The organism is Pseudomonas sp. P4_C3, from assembly GCF_056402075.1.
Genome location: NZ_JBFUIC010000104.1, coordinates 1 through 16,297 on the forward strand (window position 1 = coordinate 1; position 16,297 = coordinate 16,297).

Genomic DNA, 16,297 nt, shown 5'->3' on the forward strand with positions numbered 1-16,297 from the left:
TGCTGATTCCGCTGGCATGCAGCCTGTTCGGAATCCCGAGCGAAATCGCCATGCAGGTGGTGGCGGTCGGTTTCATCATCGGCGTATTGCAGGACTCGGCGGAAACCGCGCTGAACTCGTCCACCGATGTGCTGTTCACCGCGGCGGCTTGCCTGGGTGAAGAGGCAAAAACAGAACGCCTGGCCTGATACCGAAAAAGATCAAAAGATCGCAGCCTGCGGCAGCTCCTACAGGTGCACGCATTCCAAAGTAGGAGCTGCCGCAGGCTGCGATCTTTTGATCTTTTTCGGTATCAGGCCAGGCGTTCTGTTTTTGCCTCTTCACCCAGGCAAGCCGCCGCGGTGAACAGCACATCGGTGGACGAGTTCAGCGCGGTTTCCGCCGAGTCCTGCAATACGCCGATGATGAAACCGACCGCCACCACCTGCATGGCGATTTCGCTCGGGATTCCGAACAGGCTGCATGCCAGCGGAATCAGCAACAGCGAACCACCCGCCACACCCGAAGCGCCGCAGGCGCAGATGGCTGCGACGACGCTCAGCAGGATCGCGGTGGGAATGTCCACGGCGATGCCCAGCGTGTGCACCGCCGCCAGGGTCAGCACGGTGATGGTGATCGCCGCGCCGGCCATGTTGATGGTCGCACCCAGCGGGATCGATACCGAGTAGGTGTCTTCGTGCAGGCCCAGACGCTTGCTCAATTCCAGGTTGACCGGAATGTTCGCCGCCGAACTGCGGGTGAAGAACGCGGTGATGCCGCTCTCGCGCAGGCAGGTCAGGACCAGCGGGTACGGGTTGCGATGCAGTTTCCAGAACACGATGAGCGGGTTCATCACCAGCGCCACGAACAGCATGCAGCCCAGCAGTACGGCCAGCAGGTGGGCGTAGCCGATCAAGGCGCCGAAACCGGAAGTGGCCAGGGTCGAAGCCACCAGGCCGAAGATGCCCAGCGGGGCGAAGCTGATCACCAGGCGCACAATCACCGTCACGCCATTGGACAGGTCACCCAGCACTTCACGAGTAGTGTCGCCGGCATGACGAATGGCGATGCCCATGCCGATGGCCCACGCCAGAATGCCGATGAAATTGGCGTTCATCAGGGCGCTGACCGGATTATCGACCACGCTCAGCAACAGGCTTTGCAACACCTCGCCAATCCCGCCTGGCGCTGTGACCGCGACGTCCTGGGTCGACAGCACCAGGCTCGACGGGAACGTCATGCTGGCAACCACCGCGACCACGGCCGCGGCGAAAGTGCCCAGCAGATACAGGAACAGAATCGGCCGGATATGGGTTTCCTGACCGTGCTTGTGGTTGGCAATCGACGCCATGACCAGTACGAACACCAGAATCGGCGCGACGGCTTTCAGTGCCGAGACAAACACTTTGCCGATGAACGCCGTGGACTTCGCCATGTCGGGGGCAAACAGCGCCAGGGCAATACCGGCGATCAGGCCGATCACGATCTGCGTGACCAGGCTAAGGCGTTTGAGGCGGTGCAATAGAGAAGGGGATGAAGCAGTCATAAAACGGCATCTCTGATTTTTTATAAGTGCAAGGTTTCACCGCACGTGCAGCCCGCAGGAAACCGAAGAGGAGCGCGACATCGACGCCAAAAATGGCCGATGAACACAGGGTGTACGTTTTTCAGGGCGCGGACTTTATCACAGCGTAGGAGCGATCTTTCAGACCTGTGACGAACTGCCACCATGGCATTCAACGAGATAGGCAGGTTCGTGCAACCGCGTTCGGAAACACTCTGTTAAGATTCGCCATCCTCATTTTCATGTCTGCCAGTGGGCCTCCGGGCTATCGCTGGTGTCGTCGTTTTTTCTGGAGTTCTGCATGCTGTTGCCCATTCTTCTGTTGTCTGCAGCCGGTTTTACGGTGCTGACCACGGAATTCATCATCGTTGGCCTGTTGCCGGCGATCGCCCGGGACCTTGACGTCAGCATCCCGCAAGCGGGTTTGCTGGTGACTTTGTTCGCCTTCACCGTGGCCGCGTTCGGGCCGTTCCTGACGGCGTACTTCGCCCGCTTCGAACGGCGCAAGCTGTTTATCTCGGTGTTGATCATGTTTGGCCTGGCCAACACGCTGGCGGCGCTGGCGCCGAATATCTGGGTGATGGCGTTTGCCCGGTTGATCCCGGCGCTGGGGCTGCCGGTGTTCTGGGCGCTGGCCAGTGAAACGGCGGTGGACATCGTCGGGCCGGATTACGCCGGTCGCGCCATCGCCAAGATCGGCTTCGGTATCGTCTGCGCAACGGTGTTCGGCATTCCCGTGGGCACGCTGATTTCCGATGCGTTCGGCTGGCGCAGTGCCTTCGCGATTCTGGCGGTCATCGCCTTTGCCAAGGCGTTGCTGCTGTTTATCTATCTGCCCAAGACCAACCTGCACCAGCATCAGGTGAGCTTCCGCTCGCAGTTCAAGATCCTGCGCAGCCCGCTGATGCTCGGTCACGTGCTGCTGTCTGTGATTGTGTTCAGCGGTATGTTCACCGCCTACACCTACCTGGCTGACATCCTCGAACGTCTGGCCGGCTTCAACGGCACCGTGGTTGGCTGGTGCCTGATGGGCTTCGGTGCGGTCGGGTTGATCGGCAACTCCCTGGGCGGCCGGGCGGTGGATCGTCATCCGCTGATGGCGTCGATGATGTTCTGCGCGTTCATGATCGCCGGCCTGGTGGCGCTGGTGCCGAACATTCATTCGCCGCTCGGTCTGGCGGCGGCGATGGGCATCTGGGGCGTGACCCAGGCGGCGTTGTTCCTGGTCAGCCATGTGCGCCTGATGAAAGCCGCGCCCGAAGCGCCGGCCTTCGCCGCGTCGCTGAACATCGCCGGGGCCAACCTCGGTATCGGTCTGGGCGCGATGATCGGTGGTCGGGTGATCGACAGTGTCGGTCTGCAAGGCCTTGGCTTCGCCGCGGCGGCGTTCATCCTCGCCTCGATCCTGCTTGCGATAGCGCTGATGACCTTCAAGCCGCGCGAAGTGGTTACAGCGCTGTAAACAGCTCGCGTCGGGCACCTTCGGTAATGGCGACAATGCCGGGGTGCCTGACCTTGCGCTCCACTGAGATGGCATAGAACGACTCGCTCACCGCGTCGGTCTGGCCGATCACTTCCACGCCATATTGGCGTTGCACTTCATCGGCAATCACGCTCGGGCCGATGAAGATCCCGCTGCCGGATTGGCCGAAGGCTTGCATCAGGGCGCTGTCGTCGAACTCGCCGACAATTTTCGGCTGGATCTGCTGCTCGGCGAACCAGCGTTGCAAACGGCTACGCACCACGGTTTCCGGCCCGGGAATCAGCAGAGGAGCACCGTGCAGATTGCGCGGGAAGTCCTGACCGTAACGTGCCGCCAGCTCCGGGGTGGCGAAAAAGCTGATCCCGCACTCACCGAGTTTCTGGCTGTAGCCCTTGATGTCCAGGTGCGACGGCATCGGGCTGTCGGAGATCACCAGGTCCAGGCGCTGGATCGCCAGGTCTGCCAACAAACGTTCAAGCTTGTCTTCGCGGCACGTGATGCGCAGCGGTTCGCTCAGCTCCATGGTCGGTGCGATCAGGCGATAGACGATGGATTTGGGCACCACGTCGGCCACACCGACGCGAAACAGGATCTGCTGTTCATTGGGTTGTGCCCGCAGCATCAGTTCCAGTTCGCCGCCCAGCTGAAACATTTGTTCGGCGTAGGGCAGGGCCTGGCGGCCGGCCTCGGTCAGTTCGAGTTGCCGCCCAACGCGCCGAAACAATTCGATGCCAAAGGTCTGTTCCAGCAATGAAATCTGCCCGCTGATGGTTTGTGGCGTGAGGTTCAGTTGCTCGCAGGCGCGCACGATGCTGCCGGTCTTGGCCACCACCCAGAAGTAATGCAATTGCCGATAATTCAACATATGTATGGCCCTCTGTAGGAGCTGTGTAGGAGCTGTCGAGTGAAACGAGGCTGCGATCTTTCAATCGCCCGAGAAAATCAACATCAAAAGATCGCAGCCTTCGGCAGCTCATACATTCGTAAAAACCGAAGTATGCATGGCAAAAATACGAATTTTCCTGAAGTATTCACTTCCCTAGAATGCATCGCTATCAACGGGCCATTGTTCAGGTCCCGTTTGTTCTAACGAGGGAAGCATCATGAAGCTGAAAACCACGGCACTGTTGATCACGTCTTTACTGGTACTGGCCGGTTGCGACCAGGCCGAGAAAAGCGCGCAACAGTTGATGGGCAAGGCTGCCGAAAGCGCCAAACAGGCGATTGACGATACCCACAAGGCTGCCGAGCAAGCACTCAGTGACGCCACCAGCGGGTTGATCAGAAAAAAAGAATCATCGGAAAAAGAATCGGAAAAAACCGAATCTTCCTCCCAGGAAATCTAAACCGTATTACAACGAGTCAGGACTGACCCATGGACTACCTTTTACAACTTGCCGCCAGCCCCACCGCCTGGGTCGCCCTTGCCACCCTGATTGTGATGGAGATCGTGCTTGGCATCGATAACCTGATCTTCATCTCGATCCTGACCAACAAGCTGCCCTTGCACAATCGACAGCGGGCACGACGCATCGGTATCGGCATGGCATTGATCCTGCGCCTGGGCTTGCTGAGCACCATCGCGTTCATCGTGCAGTTGACTGCGCCGGTGATCGAGATTCTCGGCCACGCGTTTTCCTGGAAAGACATGATCCTGATTGCCGGTGGCCTGTTCCTGTTGTGGAAGGCAACCACCGAGATCCATCACAGCATGGACCCGGCACCGGAAGATCCGAAGTCGGCGACCTCGACCGTGACCCTGGGTTTCGCTGCCGCGATCGGTCAGATCCTGATGCTGGACATGGTGTTCTCCATCGACAGCATCATTACCGCTGTCGGCATGACCGAGCATTTGCCGATCATGGTCATCGCGGTGGTGGTGTCGGTCTTGGTGATGTTGCTGGCGGCGGATCCGCTGGCCAAGTTCATTAACGACAACCCGACGGTGGTGATGCTGGCCCTGGGCTTCCTGATCATGATCGGCATGACGCTGATCGCCGAAGGCTTTGGCGCCCATGTACCGAAAGGCTACGTCTATGCGGCCATGGCATTCTCGGCTTCGATCGAGGCGTTGAACATGATGTCCCGCCGGGCCAGGCAGAAGCGCGTAGCCACTGAAGCCTGACCGTCGCTGAAAGAAGCGGCCGCCTGMACTCCWWGGAGTGCAGGCGGCCGTTTTTGTTGGTGTCGGGTAAAGGTGTTTGTCAGTGAGCGTTGGCGTGTTGGCTCCGCGTTTTGTCCGCTTGCGGTGCAGGTGCTGGCTGAACAGGGTGATGGTGGCGGCGAGTAATGCGCAGCACGCCCCACAGCATGGCGGCGGCTACCGCCAGCCAACCGCCAATCAACATCACAATGATCATGGTCAGGCTCATCTTTGCCTCCTCTTTGCCCTGCTGTGGGCACACGCGCTTCGCTGTCGTCCCTTCAGGGAACAGTCTAGCCGTTGCTGTATTTCAGGCTATTGAGCGAAAGTCGGCAGTCACCAACCAGTTCGCTCTATCGAATGCACGCGACTACCGTTTAGAGCTATACCGTAGCGGCGCGGCGCCCTATGATCGACGGCCAAGCCGGGAATGGGATTGCCTGGCGTCTGAACCTGAACAAGAGAGAGATGATGGTGCGGGTATTTTCTCGAATTTTGTCGACCATGCTCATAGCTGGTTGCGTGGCAAGCCTGGTGGGCTGTGCCGGTAGCGTTGCGCCCGAGATCAAGCGTTTGCCGGAGCGTGTCGAGCTCAGCGGCCGATTCTACCGAGGCGATGCGTATCAAAGCGGACCGCAGGTGCTGGCCAGCATGCTGTCCCAGCAGGGCATCGTGATTACCCCGGGGTTACTCGACAAACCCTTGCATTTGCCGGGGGCCGAAGCCCAGTTGCAACAGAACATGCAGAACCTGGCCCGCGAGTACGGGATGGTGGTCTATCCCCTCGACAGCAACCTGCCGGCCTTGTTGACGCAAGTCGCCGCCGGTTATCCGGTGATGGTGCGCTTTACTGAAGGCTCGGCCATGTGGGCCGAACCGCGATACGCCATTCTGGCCGGCTACAACCGCCAGAAGCAGACGGTCCTGCTGCGGGCCGGGATGAATCACCGCGAACTGATGAGCTTCAGCTCCTTCGAGTCGGCGTTCAAGGACGCCGGCGGTTGGGCCGTGCTGATCCAGAATCCGACGCAAATCCCGGCCCAGGTCGATCAGCAGCGTTGGCTCAAGGCCGCCAGCGATCTGGCTCAGGCCGGTCAGGAACAGGCCGCCGCCAGGGCAAAAAAAGCCTTGGCCAGCCAGTAAGTCCGTTGGTCACCCGCCGGGCACCTTCGCCCGTCGCCAGCCTCTGATCCTTAAGGGCCCGGAATAATATCCCGGGCCGAGATCAGGAGGCGCCCATGGCTCATTCCACAACGCCCGTCGGTCCGCACTCGTCTGAGCATTCGTCTGGCAATGAGCTGGGCTTCGATCCCGATTCTCCGGACCTTGCCGATCCACAGGTCGACCCCATCGGGCCCGCCAAGGCACCGAGGGATGTGAAGCCGGGGGATAATCCCAAGGCCCCGGCCAAGCCCTACGATCCACTGGCAAATCTGAAACCCTAGGTCCAATGGAGGTGCGTATGTCTACCGACTCCAGTTTCGACGACAAGCGTCCAGAGGCTGTTCCCACAACCCCCGAGCAAAGCACCGATCCGGTGATGGATCCCGACAGCCCGTTGAGAGATCCATTGGCGCGGCCAACGGTGGTGCCTACTGAAAAACCAAAGGGTTGGAGAGATCCAAGTACCGGCGACGGCATCCCGGATGACGACCAGATGCCACTGCCTAACGACTAACTTCGCGACGAAAAAAAGCCCCGAATGTTCGGGGCTTTTTCATGCGTTTGCAGCAAGGTTACTTCGACGCTTCAACCACGCCGCTCTGCCGATGCTTGAGGTTCTTGTCTGCCTTGTACTGCAAGGCTACGGAAGGCACGTCCGCGCTCCTTCCGCTCTCTACCCAATTACGCATGCGCGTGGCATCGGCAAAATGGGTGTACTTGCCATAGGCGTCAAGAATCACCAAGGCCACCGGGCGGTTACCCATTCGGGTCACCAGCACCAGGCAGTGACCGGCTTCGTTGGTGAAACCGGTTTTCGTCAGCTGGATGTCCCAGTCCGGCTTGCGGACCAAATGGTCGGTGTTGCGAAAGCCCAGGCTGTAGCTGGGTTTACGGAACGAGACGGTTTTTTCCTTGGTCGTGCTCAGCTCGGTCAGAAGCGGGTACTTGTGCGCGGCGATCAACAGCTTGCTCAGGTCGCGAGCGGTCGATACGTTGCGCGGGGAGAGGCCGGTCGGCTCGACGAAATGCGTGTTGGTCATGCCCAGTGCCCGGGCCTTGGCGTTCATTGCAGCAATGAACGCGGCATAGCCGCCCGGATAGTGGTGCGCCAGAGTCGCCGCGGCGCGGTTTTCCGAGGACATCAGGGCAATCAGCAGCATTTCCCGGCGCGGCAGTTCGCTCCGGAGTTTGACCCGGGAGAACACGCCTTTCATTTCCGGTGTGTCGCTGATGTTGACGTCGATGTATTCGTCCATGTTCTGTCGGGATTCAACCACGACCAGGCCAGTCATCAACTTGCTGACGGAAGCGATCGGCACTACCACGTCAGGATTGCTGGCATAGATGACTTTGTTGGTCTGCATGTCCAGCAGCAAGGAGCTGCCGGAAGCGAGCTTGAGTGTCTTCGTATCTCGCGGCGCTGCGGTGGTCTCGTCAGCACTGGCGATTGGCGTGAGGAAAGTCCCTGTAACTGCAAAAAATAGGCTCAGGATGGAAAGACGGATTTTCACGCTGGCAGACTCATAAAGGGTGTTGATAAGCCGTTTTGTAACGGGCTGTTTCCTGAAAAGCGCGACATTCTGGAGTATGRCTGAATAACTGTCGATGGTTGTTCAAGTAACAGGTGAAAGTCCTGAGAAGCATAAAAAAAATGTCATTTTCCGGCGGGCGGTCGAGGTTTTTTCGCAGGCAAAAAGAACCCCGCCGGGGGCGGGGTTCTTTGACTCGCTGTCAGCGTCCGCGTTGAAACTCAGCTGTGCAGGGTTTCAGCAGCGTACAGGGTGTTCTCCAGCAGACAGGCACGAGTCATCGGGCCTACGCCGCCCGGTACTGGAGTAATCCAGCCGGCGCGGGGCAGGGCGGTTTCGTAGATCACGTCACCGACCAGCTTGCCATCGTCCTGACGGTTGATGCCGACATCGATCACGATCGCGCCTTCCTTGATCCATTCACCCTTGACCAGGCCCGGCTTGCCGGCGGCCACGACGACCAGGTCCGCACGGCCGACATGGCCGGCAAGGTCCTTGGTAAAACGGTGGGTGACCGTCACGGTGCAACCGGCCAGCAACAATTCCATGGCCATCGGGCGGCCAACGATATTGGACGCGCCAACAACCACGGCATCCATCCCGTAAAGGTCGACACCGGTGCTTTCCAGCAGGGTCATGATGCCTTTGGGAGTGCATGGGCGCAGCAGAGGGATACGCTGGGCCAAGCGACCGACGTTATAAGGATGGAAACCGTCGACGTCTTTATCCGGACGAATGCGCTCCAGCAGTCTGGAGGCGTCGAGGTGTTCGGGAAGCGGAAGCTGAAGCAGAACGCCGTCGATTGCAGGATCGTCGTTCAGGCGATCGATCAGCTCGGTCAGCGCTTCTTGAGTGGTTTCGGAAGGCAGGTCATAGGCTTGGGATAGAAAGCCGACCTCTTCGCAGTCTTTACGCTTGTGCGAGACATAAACCTGAGAGGCAGGATCGCTGCCGACCAGGATCACCGCAAGGCCGGGCGTGCGCAGGCCTTGCTGGCGACGCTCGGTGACACGTTGGGCGATCTGCTGGCGCAGGCTGGCGGCGATCGATTTGCCGTCGATAAGTTGTGCAGTCATTGCGCGTGATTAACCATCGAGAGGGGAAAAAAAGAGAACGCATTCTCGCATGTCATGCGGTGAGGGCAAAGGCGCTTGGTCTGCAAATTCCCCTAACTCCTTTAATTAAATGAATTTTTTTTAAAAATGATTTGACGACCTTCGGGGGGCTCTATACTATTCGTCGCACTTGTCGGGCACAGCCTARCACTGGTTAAGAAGGTTGAGCAGGATTACGGTTCTGCGAGACTGGAAAGCACTTAGTTTGTAGTCCTCCAAGGGTACAGCTAACAAGGCGCCCGTAGCTCAGCTGGATAGAGCATCCGCCTTCTAAGCGGATGGTCGCAGGTTCGAGTCCTGCCGGGTGCGCCATTAGGCAGCTTTGGCACAAGTAACGCGATATGGTGGGCGTAGCTCAGTTGGTAGAGCACGGGATTGTGACTCCCGTTGTCGTGGGTTCGATCCCCATCGTCCACCCCATATTTCGAAAGGCGCCAGATTGAAAAGTCTGGCGCCTTTTTTGTTTCAGCGGCCGCGGGTTCCGGGTCGCAGGGGTGGGGCGTTTCGTCGTATTTATGTTTCTCGATGATGCAGTCCTGCCCGCCGGCCTTGCTTGCGAGATCGGCTGTCAGGGAGATGATTGGCTGCCTTCTCTATATATGGAAAGGTTGGCGCAGAGCCCTGGCGTGATTGGTTGTATTTGCCATCGGGGCGAGGTGCATTCGTGCATTCGCACCTATAAATTGCCTGCTGCGTTTTTACCCGTTTTCAGTAGGGTGACTTCTTGAGTTTGACCCACTAGAATGCATGCCCTTGATTCTGGGGTCGGAAACGGCCGGCTAACGTCTGTGCAACGAGGAATATCCATGCAAGTTTCTGTTGAAAATACTACTGCTCTTGAGCGCCGCATGAGCGTCACCGTGCCGGCTGAGCGCATCGAGAGCCAGGTCAACAAGCGTCTGCAGCAGACCGCCCAAAAGGCCAAGATTGCTGGCTTCCGTCCAGGCAAAGTGCCAATGAGCGAAATCAAGCGCCGTTTCGGTGCCGACGCTCGCCAGGAAGCTGTAGGCGACGTGATCCAGTCTTCCTTCTACGAAGCGGTGGTTGAGCAGAAGCTGAACCCGGCTGGCCAGCCTTCGATCGAGCCTAAGTCCCTGGAAGCGGGCAAGGACCTGGAATACGTTGCCGTATTCGAAGTGTTCCCTGAGTTCACCGTTGCCGGTTTCGAAGGTATCACCGTCGAGCGCCTGAGCGCTGACGTGGCTGATGCCGATCTGGACAAAATGCTGGAAGTCCTGCGCAAGCAGAACACCCGTTTCGAAGTGGCCGATCGCGCTGCCCAGAACGAAGATCAGCTGAACATTGATTTCGTCGGCAAAGTCGACGGTGAAGTGTTCGCTGGCGGTTCCGCCAAGGGTACTCAGCTRGTTCTGGGTTCCGGCCGCATGATCCCTGGTTTCGAAGATGGCCTGGTTGGCGCTAAAGCCGGTGAAGAACGCGTTCTGAACCTGACTTTCCCAGAGGACTATCAGAACCTGGACCTGGCTGGCAAAACCGCCGAGTTCACCGTGACCGTCAACACCGTTTCCGAGCCAAAGCTGCCAGAACTGACCGAAGAATTCTTCGCTCAATTCGGCATCAAGGAAACCGGTCTGGATGGCTTCCGTGCCGAAGTTCGCAAGAACATGGAGCGCGAGCTGCGTCAGGCGATCAAATCCAAGGTCAAGAATCAGGTAATGGACGGTCTGCTGGCCACCAACCCGATCGAAGTGCCAAAGGCTCTGCTGTCCAACGAAGTTGACCGTCTGCGCGTGCAGGCTGTCCAGCAGTTCGGCGGCAACATCAAGCCAGACCAACTGCCGGCCGAGCTGTTCGAAGAACAAGCCAAGCGCCGCGTAGTGCTGGGCCTGATCGTGGCTGAAGTGGTCAAGCAATTCGACCTGAAGCCTGACGAAACCCGCGTTCGCGAGATGATTCAGGAAATGGCTTCGGCCTACCAGGAGCCTGAGCAGGTTGTGTCCTGGTACTACAAAAACGACCAGCAACTGAACGAAGTTCGTTCGGTTGTGCTGGAAGAGCAAGTTGTGGATACTGTTCTGCAGAAAGCTAGCGTGACCGACAAATCGGTCTCTTACGAAGAAGCGGTCAAGCCGGTAGAAGCACCACAAGCCGACTGATCACTTTTGCGGTAAGAAGCAAACACCATAAGCCAGCCTTCGTGCTGGCTTATGCGTATTCAAGACATAACTATTTGGGAGTGACTGCAGAGCATGTTCCGTAATTCGTATATTCAGCAGAACTCTGATATCCAGGCCGCAGGCGGTCTGGTCCCGATGGTTGTCGAGCAGTCCGCTCGTGGCGAGCGCGCCTACGACATCTACTCGCGGCTGCTCAAGGAGCGAGTGATCTTTCTGGTTGGCCCGGTAGAGGACTACATGGCCAACCTGATCTGTGCGCAACTGCTGTTCCTTGAAGCGGAAAATCCGGACAAGGACATCCATCTCTATATCAACTCCCCGGGCGGTTCGGTGACGGCAGGCATGTCGATCTACGACACCATGCAGTTCATCAAACCCAACGTGGCGACCACCTGTATCGGTCAGGCGTGCAGCATGGGCGCGTTTCTGCTGACGGCCGGTGCCCCTGGCAAGCGTTACTGCCTGCCGAACTCGCGTGTGATGATTCACCAGCCACTGGGCGGTTTCCAGGGGCAGGCGTCGGATATCGAAATCCATGCCAAGGAAATCCTCTTTATTCGTGAGCGTCTCAACACGCTGATGGCCCTGCATAGCGGGCGCACTCTTGAAGAAATCGAGCGCGATACCAATCGCGACAATTTCATGAGTGCAGAAGCCGCGCGTGAGTACGGGTTGATCGATGAAGTGATCACCCAGCGCCCTGCTTGAAATAAGCAGCTCAAAATAGGGCTGGTCGGCGGGTCCGATCACCAGCGGGCTTGAAAAAGCCCGCAATAGCCTTCATCTTGTGTTGCAAGCCTATCGGATTTGGATCGAACGAATGACTGACACCCGCAACGGCGAGGACAACGGCAAGCTGCTCTATTGCTCCTTCTGTGGCAAAAGCCAGCATGAAGTACGCAAATTGATTGCCGGCCCCTCGGTCTTTATCTGCGACGAGTGCGTCGACCTGTGCAATGACATCATCCGCGAGGAGGTGCAGGAAGCACAGGCCGAAAGCAGCGCGCATAAATTGCCTTCGCCTAAAGAAATCAGCGGCATCCTTGATCAGTATGTGATTGGTCAGGAGCGTGCGAAAAAGGTTCTGGCCGTAGCGGTGTACAACCACTACAAGCGCCTGAATCAGCGTGACAAAAAGAATGACGACGTCGAACTCGGCAAGAGCAACATCCTGCTGATCGGCCCGACAGGCTCGGGTAAAACCCTGCTTGCCGAAACACTGGCCCGCTTGCTGAACGTTCCGTTCACCATCGCTGATGCAACCACCCTCACCGAGGCGGGTTACGTGGGTGAAGATGTCGAGAACATCATTCAGAAGTTGCTGCAGAAATGCGATTACGACGTGGAAAAAGCCCAGATGGGTATTGTCTACATCGATGAAATCGACAAGATTTCGCGCAAGTCTGACAACCCGTCGATCACCCGGGACGTATCCGGTGAGGGCGTGCAGCAGGCCCTGCTCAAGTTGATCGAAGGCACGGTCGCTTCCGTTCCGCCTCAAGGTGGTCGTAAGCATCCGCAGCAGGAATTCCTTCAGGTCGACACCCGTAACATCCTGTTCATTTGCGGTGGTGCGTTCTCTGGTCTGGAAAAGGTTATTCAAAACCGTTCCACCAAGGGCGGCATCGGCTTCAATGCAGAAGTGCGCAGCAAGGAAGAAGGCAAGAAAGTCGGTGAGTCCCTGCGTGAAGTCGAGCCTGACGATCTGGTCAAGTTCGGTCTGATCCCGGAATTCGTCGGTCGTCTGCCGGTACTTGCCACGCTGGACGAGCTTGACGAGGCTGCATTGATGCAGATTCTCACCGAGCCGAAAAATGCTCTGACCAAGCAGTATGCCAAGCTGTTCGAGATGGAAGGCGTTGATCTGGAATTCCGTTCCGACGCACTGAAATCGGTCGCCAAGCGTGCCCTGGAGCGTAAAACCGGTGCCCGTGGCCTGCGTTCGATTCTCGAAGGTGTATTGCTCGACACTATGTATGAAATCCCCTCGCAATCGGAGGTGAGCAAAGTAGTGATCGATGAAAGCGTGATAGAAGGCAAGTCCAAGCCACTGTATATCTACGAAAACAGTGAGCCGACCGCCAAGGCCGCGCCAGACGCTTAAGCGTCACGCAGCCGGTATAAAGAAGGGGCCTTCGGGCCCCTTTGCTTTTTGCGCGTTTTACACAGTCTTTGTGCTTGTTTTTTTTGAAGGCTGCCCCCATCTTGGTTTCAAGCTTACTTCCATCTGTTTCCGGCCTTACGGCCRCCGTAGAGGCGAAATCATGAAGACAACCATCGAATTGCCTCTCCTGCCATTGCGTGATGTCGTGGTTTATCCGCACATGGTTATCCCGCTGTTCGTGGGACGCGAGAAATCCATCGAAGCCCTCGAGGCTGCGATGACGGGTGACAAACAGATTCTTCTGCTGGCCCAGAGAAACCCGGCTGATGACGATCCCGGTGAAGATGCCCTGTATCGCGTAGGTACGATTGCCACCGTTCTGCAGCTGCTGAAGCTGCCTGACGGTACGGTCAAGGTTCTGGTCGAGGGTGAGCAGCGGGGCGCCGTTGAGCGCTTCAGCGAAGTGGACGGCCACTGCCGTGCCGAAGTCTCCCTGATCGACGAAGTCGACGCGCCAGAGCGCGAGTCGGAAGTATTCGTACGCAGTCTGCTATCCCAGTTCGAGCAATATGTGCAGTTGGGCAAGAAAGTCCCGGCTGAAGTCCTGTCATCGCTCAACAGCATCGATGAGCCAGGCCGCCTGGTGGATACCATGGCCGCGCACATGGCCCTGAAGATCGAACAGAAGCAGGAAATCCTCGAAATCATCGATTTGTCGGCCCGGGTCGAGCACGTTCTGGCGTTGCTGGATGCCGAGATCGATCTGCTGCAAGTCGAAAAACGCATTCGCGGTCGCGTCAAAAAACAAATGGAGCGCAGTCAGCGCGAGTACTACCTGAATGAGCAGATGAAGGCCATTCAGAAAGAGCTCGGCGACAGCGATGAAGGTCACAACGAAGTCGAAGAGCTGAAAAAGCGTATCGATGCCGCCGGCCTGCCAAAAGACGCGCTGGCCAAGGCCACGGCCGAACTGAACAAGCTCAAGCAAATGTCGCCGATGTCCGCGGAAGCGACCGTGGTGCGTTCGTACATCGACTGGCTGGTTCAGGTGCCGTGGAAGGCCCAGAGCAAAGTGCGCCTGGATCTGGCGCGTGCAGAAGACATTCTGGATGCCGACCACTATGGCCTGGAAGAAGTCAAAGAGCGCATCCTCGAATACCTCGCCGTGCAAAAACGCGTGAAGAAAATTCGTGGTCCGGTGTTGTGCCTGGTCGGTCCTCCCGGGGTGGGTAAAACGTCCCTGGCGGAGTCGATTGCTCACGCCACCAACCGCAAATTCGTACGCATGGCCCTCGGTGGCGTGCGTGATGAAGCGGAAATTCGTGGCCATCGCCGTACTTACATCGGTTCGATGCCAGGAAGATTGATTCAAAAGATGACAAAAGTGGGTGTCCGCAATCCGCTGTTCCTGCTCGATGAAATCGACAAAATGGGCAGCGATATGCGTGGCGATCCGGCATCAGCGTTGCTGGAAGTGCTCGATCCCGAGCAGAACCACAACTTCAACGATCACTATCTGGAAGTCGACTACGACTTGTCCGATGTGATGTTCCTGTGCACCTCGAACTCGATGAACATCCCGCCGGCGTTGCTGGACCGGATGGAAGTGATCCGTCTGCCAGGCTACACCGAAGACGAGAAGATCAACATCGCCGTCAAATATCTTTCGCCAAAGCAGATCACGGCCAACGGCTTGAAGAAAGGCGAGCTGGAGTTTGACGCAGAAGCGATCCGCGACATCATCCGCTACTACACCCGTGAAGCCGGTGTGCGTGGGCTGGAGCGTCAGATTGCCAAGGTTTGCCGCAAGGCCGTCAAGGAGCACGCGCTGGAAAAACGCTTCTCGGTGAAGGTGACCGCAGACATGCTGGAGCACTTCCTGGGCGTGCGCAAATTCCGCTACGGCCTGGCCGAGCAGCAGGATCAGATCGGTCAGGTGACCGGACTGGCGTGGACTCAAGTGGGCGGCGAATTGCTGACCATCGAAGCCGCTGTCGTGCCGGGCAAGGGCCAGTTGATCAAGACCGGTTCCCTGGGTGACGTGATGGTCGAGTCGATCACCGCAGCCTTGACCGTTGTTCGCAGCCGGGCGAAGAGCCTGGGCATTCCCCTGGACTTCCATGAGAAGCGCGACACGCACATCCATATGCCGGAAGGGGCGACCCCGAAAGACGGTCCTAGCGCCGGTGTGGGCATGTGCACGGCCCTTGTTTCGGCCTTGACCGGTATTCCGGTTCGCGCAGATGTCGCCATGACTGGCGAAATCACTCTGCGTGGCCAGGTACTGGCCATTGGCGGCTTGAAAGAAAAACTGCTGGCTGCCCATCGTGGCGGAATCAAGACCGTGATCATTCCTGAAGAAAATGTGCGCGATCTCAAAGAGATTCCGGACAATATCAAGCAGGATCTACAGATTAAACCGGTTAAATGGATTGACGAGGTCCTGCAAATTGCGCTGCAATACGCGCCGGAGCCCTTGCCGGATGTGGCTCCGGAGATAGTCGCGAAGGATGAGAAACGCGACGCAGATTCTAAGGAAAGAATTAGCACGCATTAGTACGTATTTGCCTGGGGGGCTTTCTTGACAGCTTTTTAGAGCCCTTGTTATAAAGCGGCTCTTAAGTGTCTGTAGGCCATTCAGCACTCGTTTTTGCTTTCACCAAAAAAACTTAGAATCATACTCAAATAGATATAAGGGGACTTAGAGTGAACAAGTCGGAACTGATTGATGCTATCGCTGCATCCGCTGATATCCCGAAAGCTGCTGCTGGCCGTGCGCTGGACGCTGTAATCGAATCCGTCACTGGCGCTCTCAAGGCTGGCGACTCTGTTGTTCTGGTTGGTTTCGGTACTTTCTCCGTAACCGATCGTCCAGCTCGCATTGGTCGTAACCCACAGACCGGTAAGACGCTGGAAATCGCAGCCGCCAAAAAACCAGGTTTCAAAGCCGGTAAAGCACTGAAAGAAGCTGTCAACTAAGTTCGATTCAGGTTTTTACCCATCCGGGTCGGGGTCATGCCTGACTTGGCAGCGGAGCGGCAGTCCTGACTGCAGGTCGCCGGTTCAAGACACCGAGGG

General features: G+C 57.6%; 16 protein-coding genes, 2 tRNA genes and 1 pseudogene. 14 read left to right on the top strand and 5 right to left on the bottom strand.

Features of this window, described 5'->3' with window-relative positions; genetic code table 11:
- Positions 1-188 (top strand): annotated as a pseudogene (locus tag AC1DVH_RS17255) (serine/threonine transporter SstT); the annotation flags it as partial.
- Between the two features lie 104 nt (positions 189-292).
- Here the strand turns inward: AC1DVH_RS17255 and sstT are convergent.
- Positions 293-1,525, bottom strand: coding sequence for a serine/threonine transporter SstT (sstT, locus tag AC1DVH_RS17260; RefSeq protein WP_477754832.1), 1,233 nt, complete (start codon positions 1,523-1,525; stop codon positions 293-295).
- 319 nt (positions 1,526-1,844) lie between these two features.
- On the opposite strand from sstT, the gene AC1DVH_RS17265 reads away from it, so the two are divergent.
- The gene (locus tag AC1DVH_RS17265) at positions 1,845-3,005 is read left to right on the top strand and encodes an MFS transporter (protein WP_477754833.1); all 1,161 of its coding nucleotides are present in this window, start codon (positions 1,845-1,847) and stop codon (positions 3,003-3,005) included.
- Here AC1DVH_RS17265 and nhaR read toward each other — a convergent pair.
- Entirely contained in the window at positions 2,992-3,891 is a 900-nt protein-coding gene (gene nhaR / locus AC1DVH_RS17270; RefSeq protein WP_477754834.1) for a transcriptional activator NhaR, read from the bottom strand. The two genes, AC1DVH_RS17265 and nhaR, sit on opposite strands and share 14 nt — an antisense overlap.
- Positions 3,892-4,129: 238 nt before the next feature.
- Here nhaR and AC1DVH_RS17275 point away from each other — a divergent pair, with 238 nt between their 5' ends.
- Positions 4,130-4,372 carry a hypothetical protein gene (locus AC1DVH_RS17275; protein ID WP_477754835.1) on the top strand — a complete coding sequence of 81 codons (243 nt, stop codon included), beginning with the start codon at positions 4,130-4,132 and terminating at the stop codon, positions 4,370-4,372.
- Positions 4,373-4,401: 29 nt separating this feature from the next.
- Positions 4,402-5,151, top strand: a complete 750-nt coding sequence (locus tag AC1DVH_RS17280; protein WP_477754836.1) for a TerC family protein — start codon at positions 4,402-4,404, stop codon at positions 5,149-5,151.
- A gap of 79 nt (positions 5,152-5,230) precedes the next feature.
- On the opposite strand, the gene AC1DVH_RS17285 is transcribed toward AC1DVH_RS17280, so the two are convergent.
- Positions 5,231-5,398 (bottom strand): hypothetical protein, encoded by a 168-nt coding sequence (locus tag AC1DVH_RS17285; protein WP_477754837.1) that lies wholly within the window; start codon positions 5,396-5,398, stop codon positions 5,231-5,233.
- A gap of 179 nt (positions 5,399-5,577) precedes the next feature.
- On the opposite strand from AC1DVH_RS17285, the gene AC1DVH_RS17290 reads away from it, so the two are divergent.
- The 3 genes from AC1DVH_RS17290 to AC1DVH_RS17300 all read left to right on the top strand — a co-directional run bounded on the left by AC1DVH_RS17290 (position 5,578) and on the right by AC1DVH_RS17300 (position 6,847).
- Positions 5,578-6,312 carry a peptidase C39 family protein gene (locus tag AC1DVH_RS17290; protein WP_477754838.1) on the top strand — a complete coding sequence of 245 codons (735 nt, stop codon included), beginning with the start codon at positions 5,578-5,580 and terminating at the stop codon, positions 6,310-6,312.
- A 95-nt stretch (positions 6,313-6,407) separates the two neighbouring features.
- Positions 6,408-6,614, top strand: coding sequence for a DUF6021 family protein (locus AC1DVH_RS17295; protein WP_477754839.1), 207 nt, complete (start codon positions 6,408-6,410; stop codon positions 6,612-6,614).
- A 17-nt stretch (positions 6,615-6,631) separates the two neighbouring features.
- Complete coding sequence (locus AC1DVH_RS17300; RefSeq protein ID WP_477754840.1) at positions 6,632-6,847, top strand: hypothetical protein; 216 nt, start codon at positions 6,632-6,634, stop codon at positions 6,845-6,847.
- 58 nt (positions 6,848-6,905) lie between these two features.
- Here the strand turns inward: AC1DVH_RS17300 and pbpG are convergent, their stop codons facing one another.
- Positions 6,906-7,844: a D-alanyl-D-alanine endopeptidase gene (gene pbpG / locus AC1DVH_RS17305; RefSeq protein WP_477754841.1), complete on the bottom strand. Its 939-nt coding sequence runs from the start codon at positions 7,842-7,844 to the stop codon at positions 6,906-6,908.
- A gap of 239 nt (positions 7,845-8,083) precedes the next feature.
- Complete coding sequence (gene folD, locus AC1DVH_RS17310; RefSeq protein WP_046043051.1) at positions 8,084-8,938, bottom strand: bifunctional methylenetetrahydrofolate dehydrogenase/methenyltetrahydrofolate cyclohydrolase FolD; 855 nt, start codon at positions 8,936-8,938, stop codon at positions 8,084-8,086.
- 274 nt (positions 8,939-9,212) lie between these two features.
- Here folD and AC1DVH_RS17315 point away from each other — a divergent pair.
- From AC1DVH_RS17315 to AC1DVH_RS17345, 7 genes are all read left to right on the top strand, one after another.
- Positions 9,213-9,289: transfer RNA gene (locus AC1DVH_RS17315), tRNA-Arg, on the top strand.
- A 32-nt stretch (positions 9,290-9,321) separates the two neighbouring features.
- Positions 9,322-9,397 (top strand) — tRNA-His (locus AC1DVH_RS17320).
- A gap of 386 nt (positions 9,398-9,783) precedes the next feature.
- Positions 9,784-11,094, top strand: a complete 1,311-nt coding sequence (gene tig / locus AC1DVH_RS17325; protein ID WP_477754842.1) for a trigger factor — start codon at positions 9,784-9,786, stop codon at positions 11,092-11,094.
- A 93-nt stretch (positions 11,095-11,187) separates the two neighbouring features.
- Positions 11,188-11,823: an ATP-dependent Clp endopeptidase proteolytic subunit ClpP gene (gene clpP / locus AC1DVH_RS17330; protein ID WP_477754843.1), complete on the top strand. Its 636-nt coding sequence runs from the start codon at positions 11,188-11,190 to the stop codon at positions 11,821-11,823.
- Between the two features lie 112 nt (positions 11,824-11,935).
- Positions 11,936-13,219, top strand: a complete 1,284-nt coding sequence (clpX, locus tag AC1DVH_RS17335; protein ID WP_007982210.1) for an ATP-dependent Clp protease ATP-binding subunit ClpX — start codon at positions 11,936-11,938, stop codon at positions 13,217-13,219.
- 160 nt (positions 13,220-13,379) lie between these two features.
- Positions 13,380-15,776 carry an endopeptidase La gene (lon, locus tag AC1DVH_RS17340; protein WP_104447853.1) on the top strand — a complete coding sequence of 799 codons (2,397 nt, stop codon included), beginning with the start codon at positions 13,380-13,382 and terminating at the stop codon, positions 15,774-15,776.
- A gap of 149 nt (positions 15,777-15,925) precedes the next feature.
- Positions 15,926-16,198: an HU family DNA-binding protein gene (locus AC1DVH_RS17345; protein ID WP_002552737.1), complete on the top strand. Its 273-nt coding sequence runs from the start codon at positions 15,926-15,928 to the stop codon at positions 16,196-16,198.
- Positions 16,199-16,297 lie beyond the last annotated feature (99 nt).

Excerpts from the sequence above, each read along its gene's own strand:
- AC1DVH_RS17280 (WP_477754836.1), top strand. The coding sequence starts at position 4,402 with ATGGACTACCTTTTACAACTTGCCGCCAGCCCCACCGCCTGGGTCGCC.
- AC1DVH_RS17295 (WP_477754839.1), top strand. The coding sequence starts at position 6,408 with ATGGCTCATTCCACAACGCCCGTCGGTCCGCACTCGTCTGAGCATTCG.
- folD (WP_046043051.1), bottom strand. The coding sequence starts at position 8,938 with ATGACTGCACAACTTATCGACGGCAAATCGATCGCCGCCAGCCTGCGC.
- AC1DVH_RS17265 (WP_477754833.1), top strand. The coding sequence starts at position 1,845 with ATGCTGTTGCCCATTCTTCTGTTGTCTGCAGCCGGTTTTACGGTGCTG.
- nhaR (WP_477754834.1), bottom strand. The coding sequence starts at position 3,891 with ATGTTGAATTATCGGCAATTGCATTACTTCTGGGTGGTGGCCAAGACC.
- lon (WP_104447853.1), top strand. The coding sequence starts at position 13,380 with ATGAAGACAACCATCGAATTGCCTCTCCTGCCATTGCGTGATGTCGTG.
- clpP (WP_477754843.1), top strand. The coding sequence starts at position 11,188 with ATGTTCCGTAATTCGTATATTCAGCAGAACTCTGATATCCAGGCCGCA.
- sstT (WP_477754832.1), bottom strand. The coding sequence starts at position 1,525 with ATGACTGCTTCATCCCCTTCTCTATTGCACCGCCTCAAACGCCTTAGC.
- AC1DVH_RS17285 (WP_477754837.1), bottom strand. The coding sequence starts at position 5,398 with ATGAGCCTGACCATGATCATTGTGATGTTGATTGGCGGTTGGCTGGCG.
- AC1DVH_RS17290 (WP_477754838.1), top strand. The coding sequence starts at position 5,578 with ATGATCGACGGCCAAGCCGGGAATGGGATTGCCTGGCGTCTGAACCTG.
- AC1DVH_RS17275 (WP_477754835.1), top strand. The coding sequence starts at position 4,130 with ATGAAGCTGAAAACCACGGCACTGTTGATCACGTCTTTACTGGTACTG.
- AC1DVH_RS17300 (WP_477754840.1), top strand. The coding sequence starts at position 6,632 with ATGTCTACCGACTCCAGTTTCGACGACAAGCGTCCAGAGGCTGTTCCC.
- clpX (WP_007982210.1), top strand. The coding sequence starts at position 11,936 with ATGACTGACACCCGCAACGGCGAGGACAACGGCAAGCTGCTCTATTGC.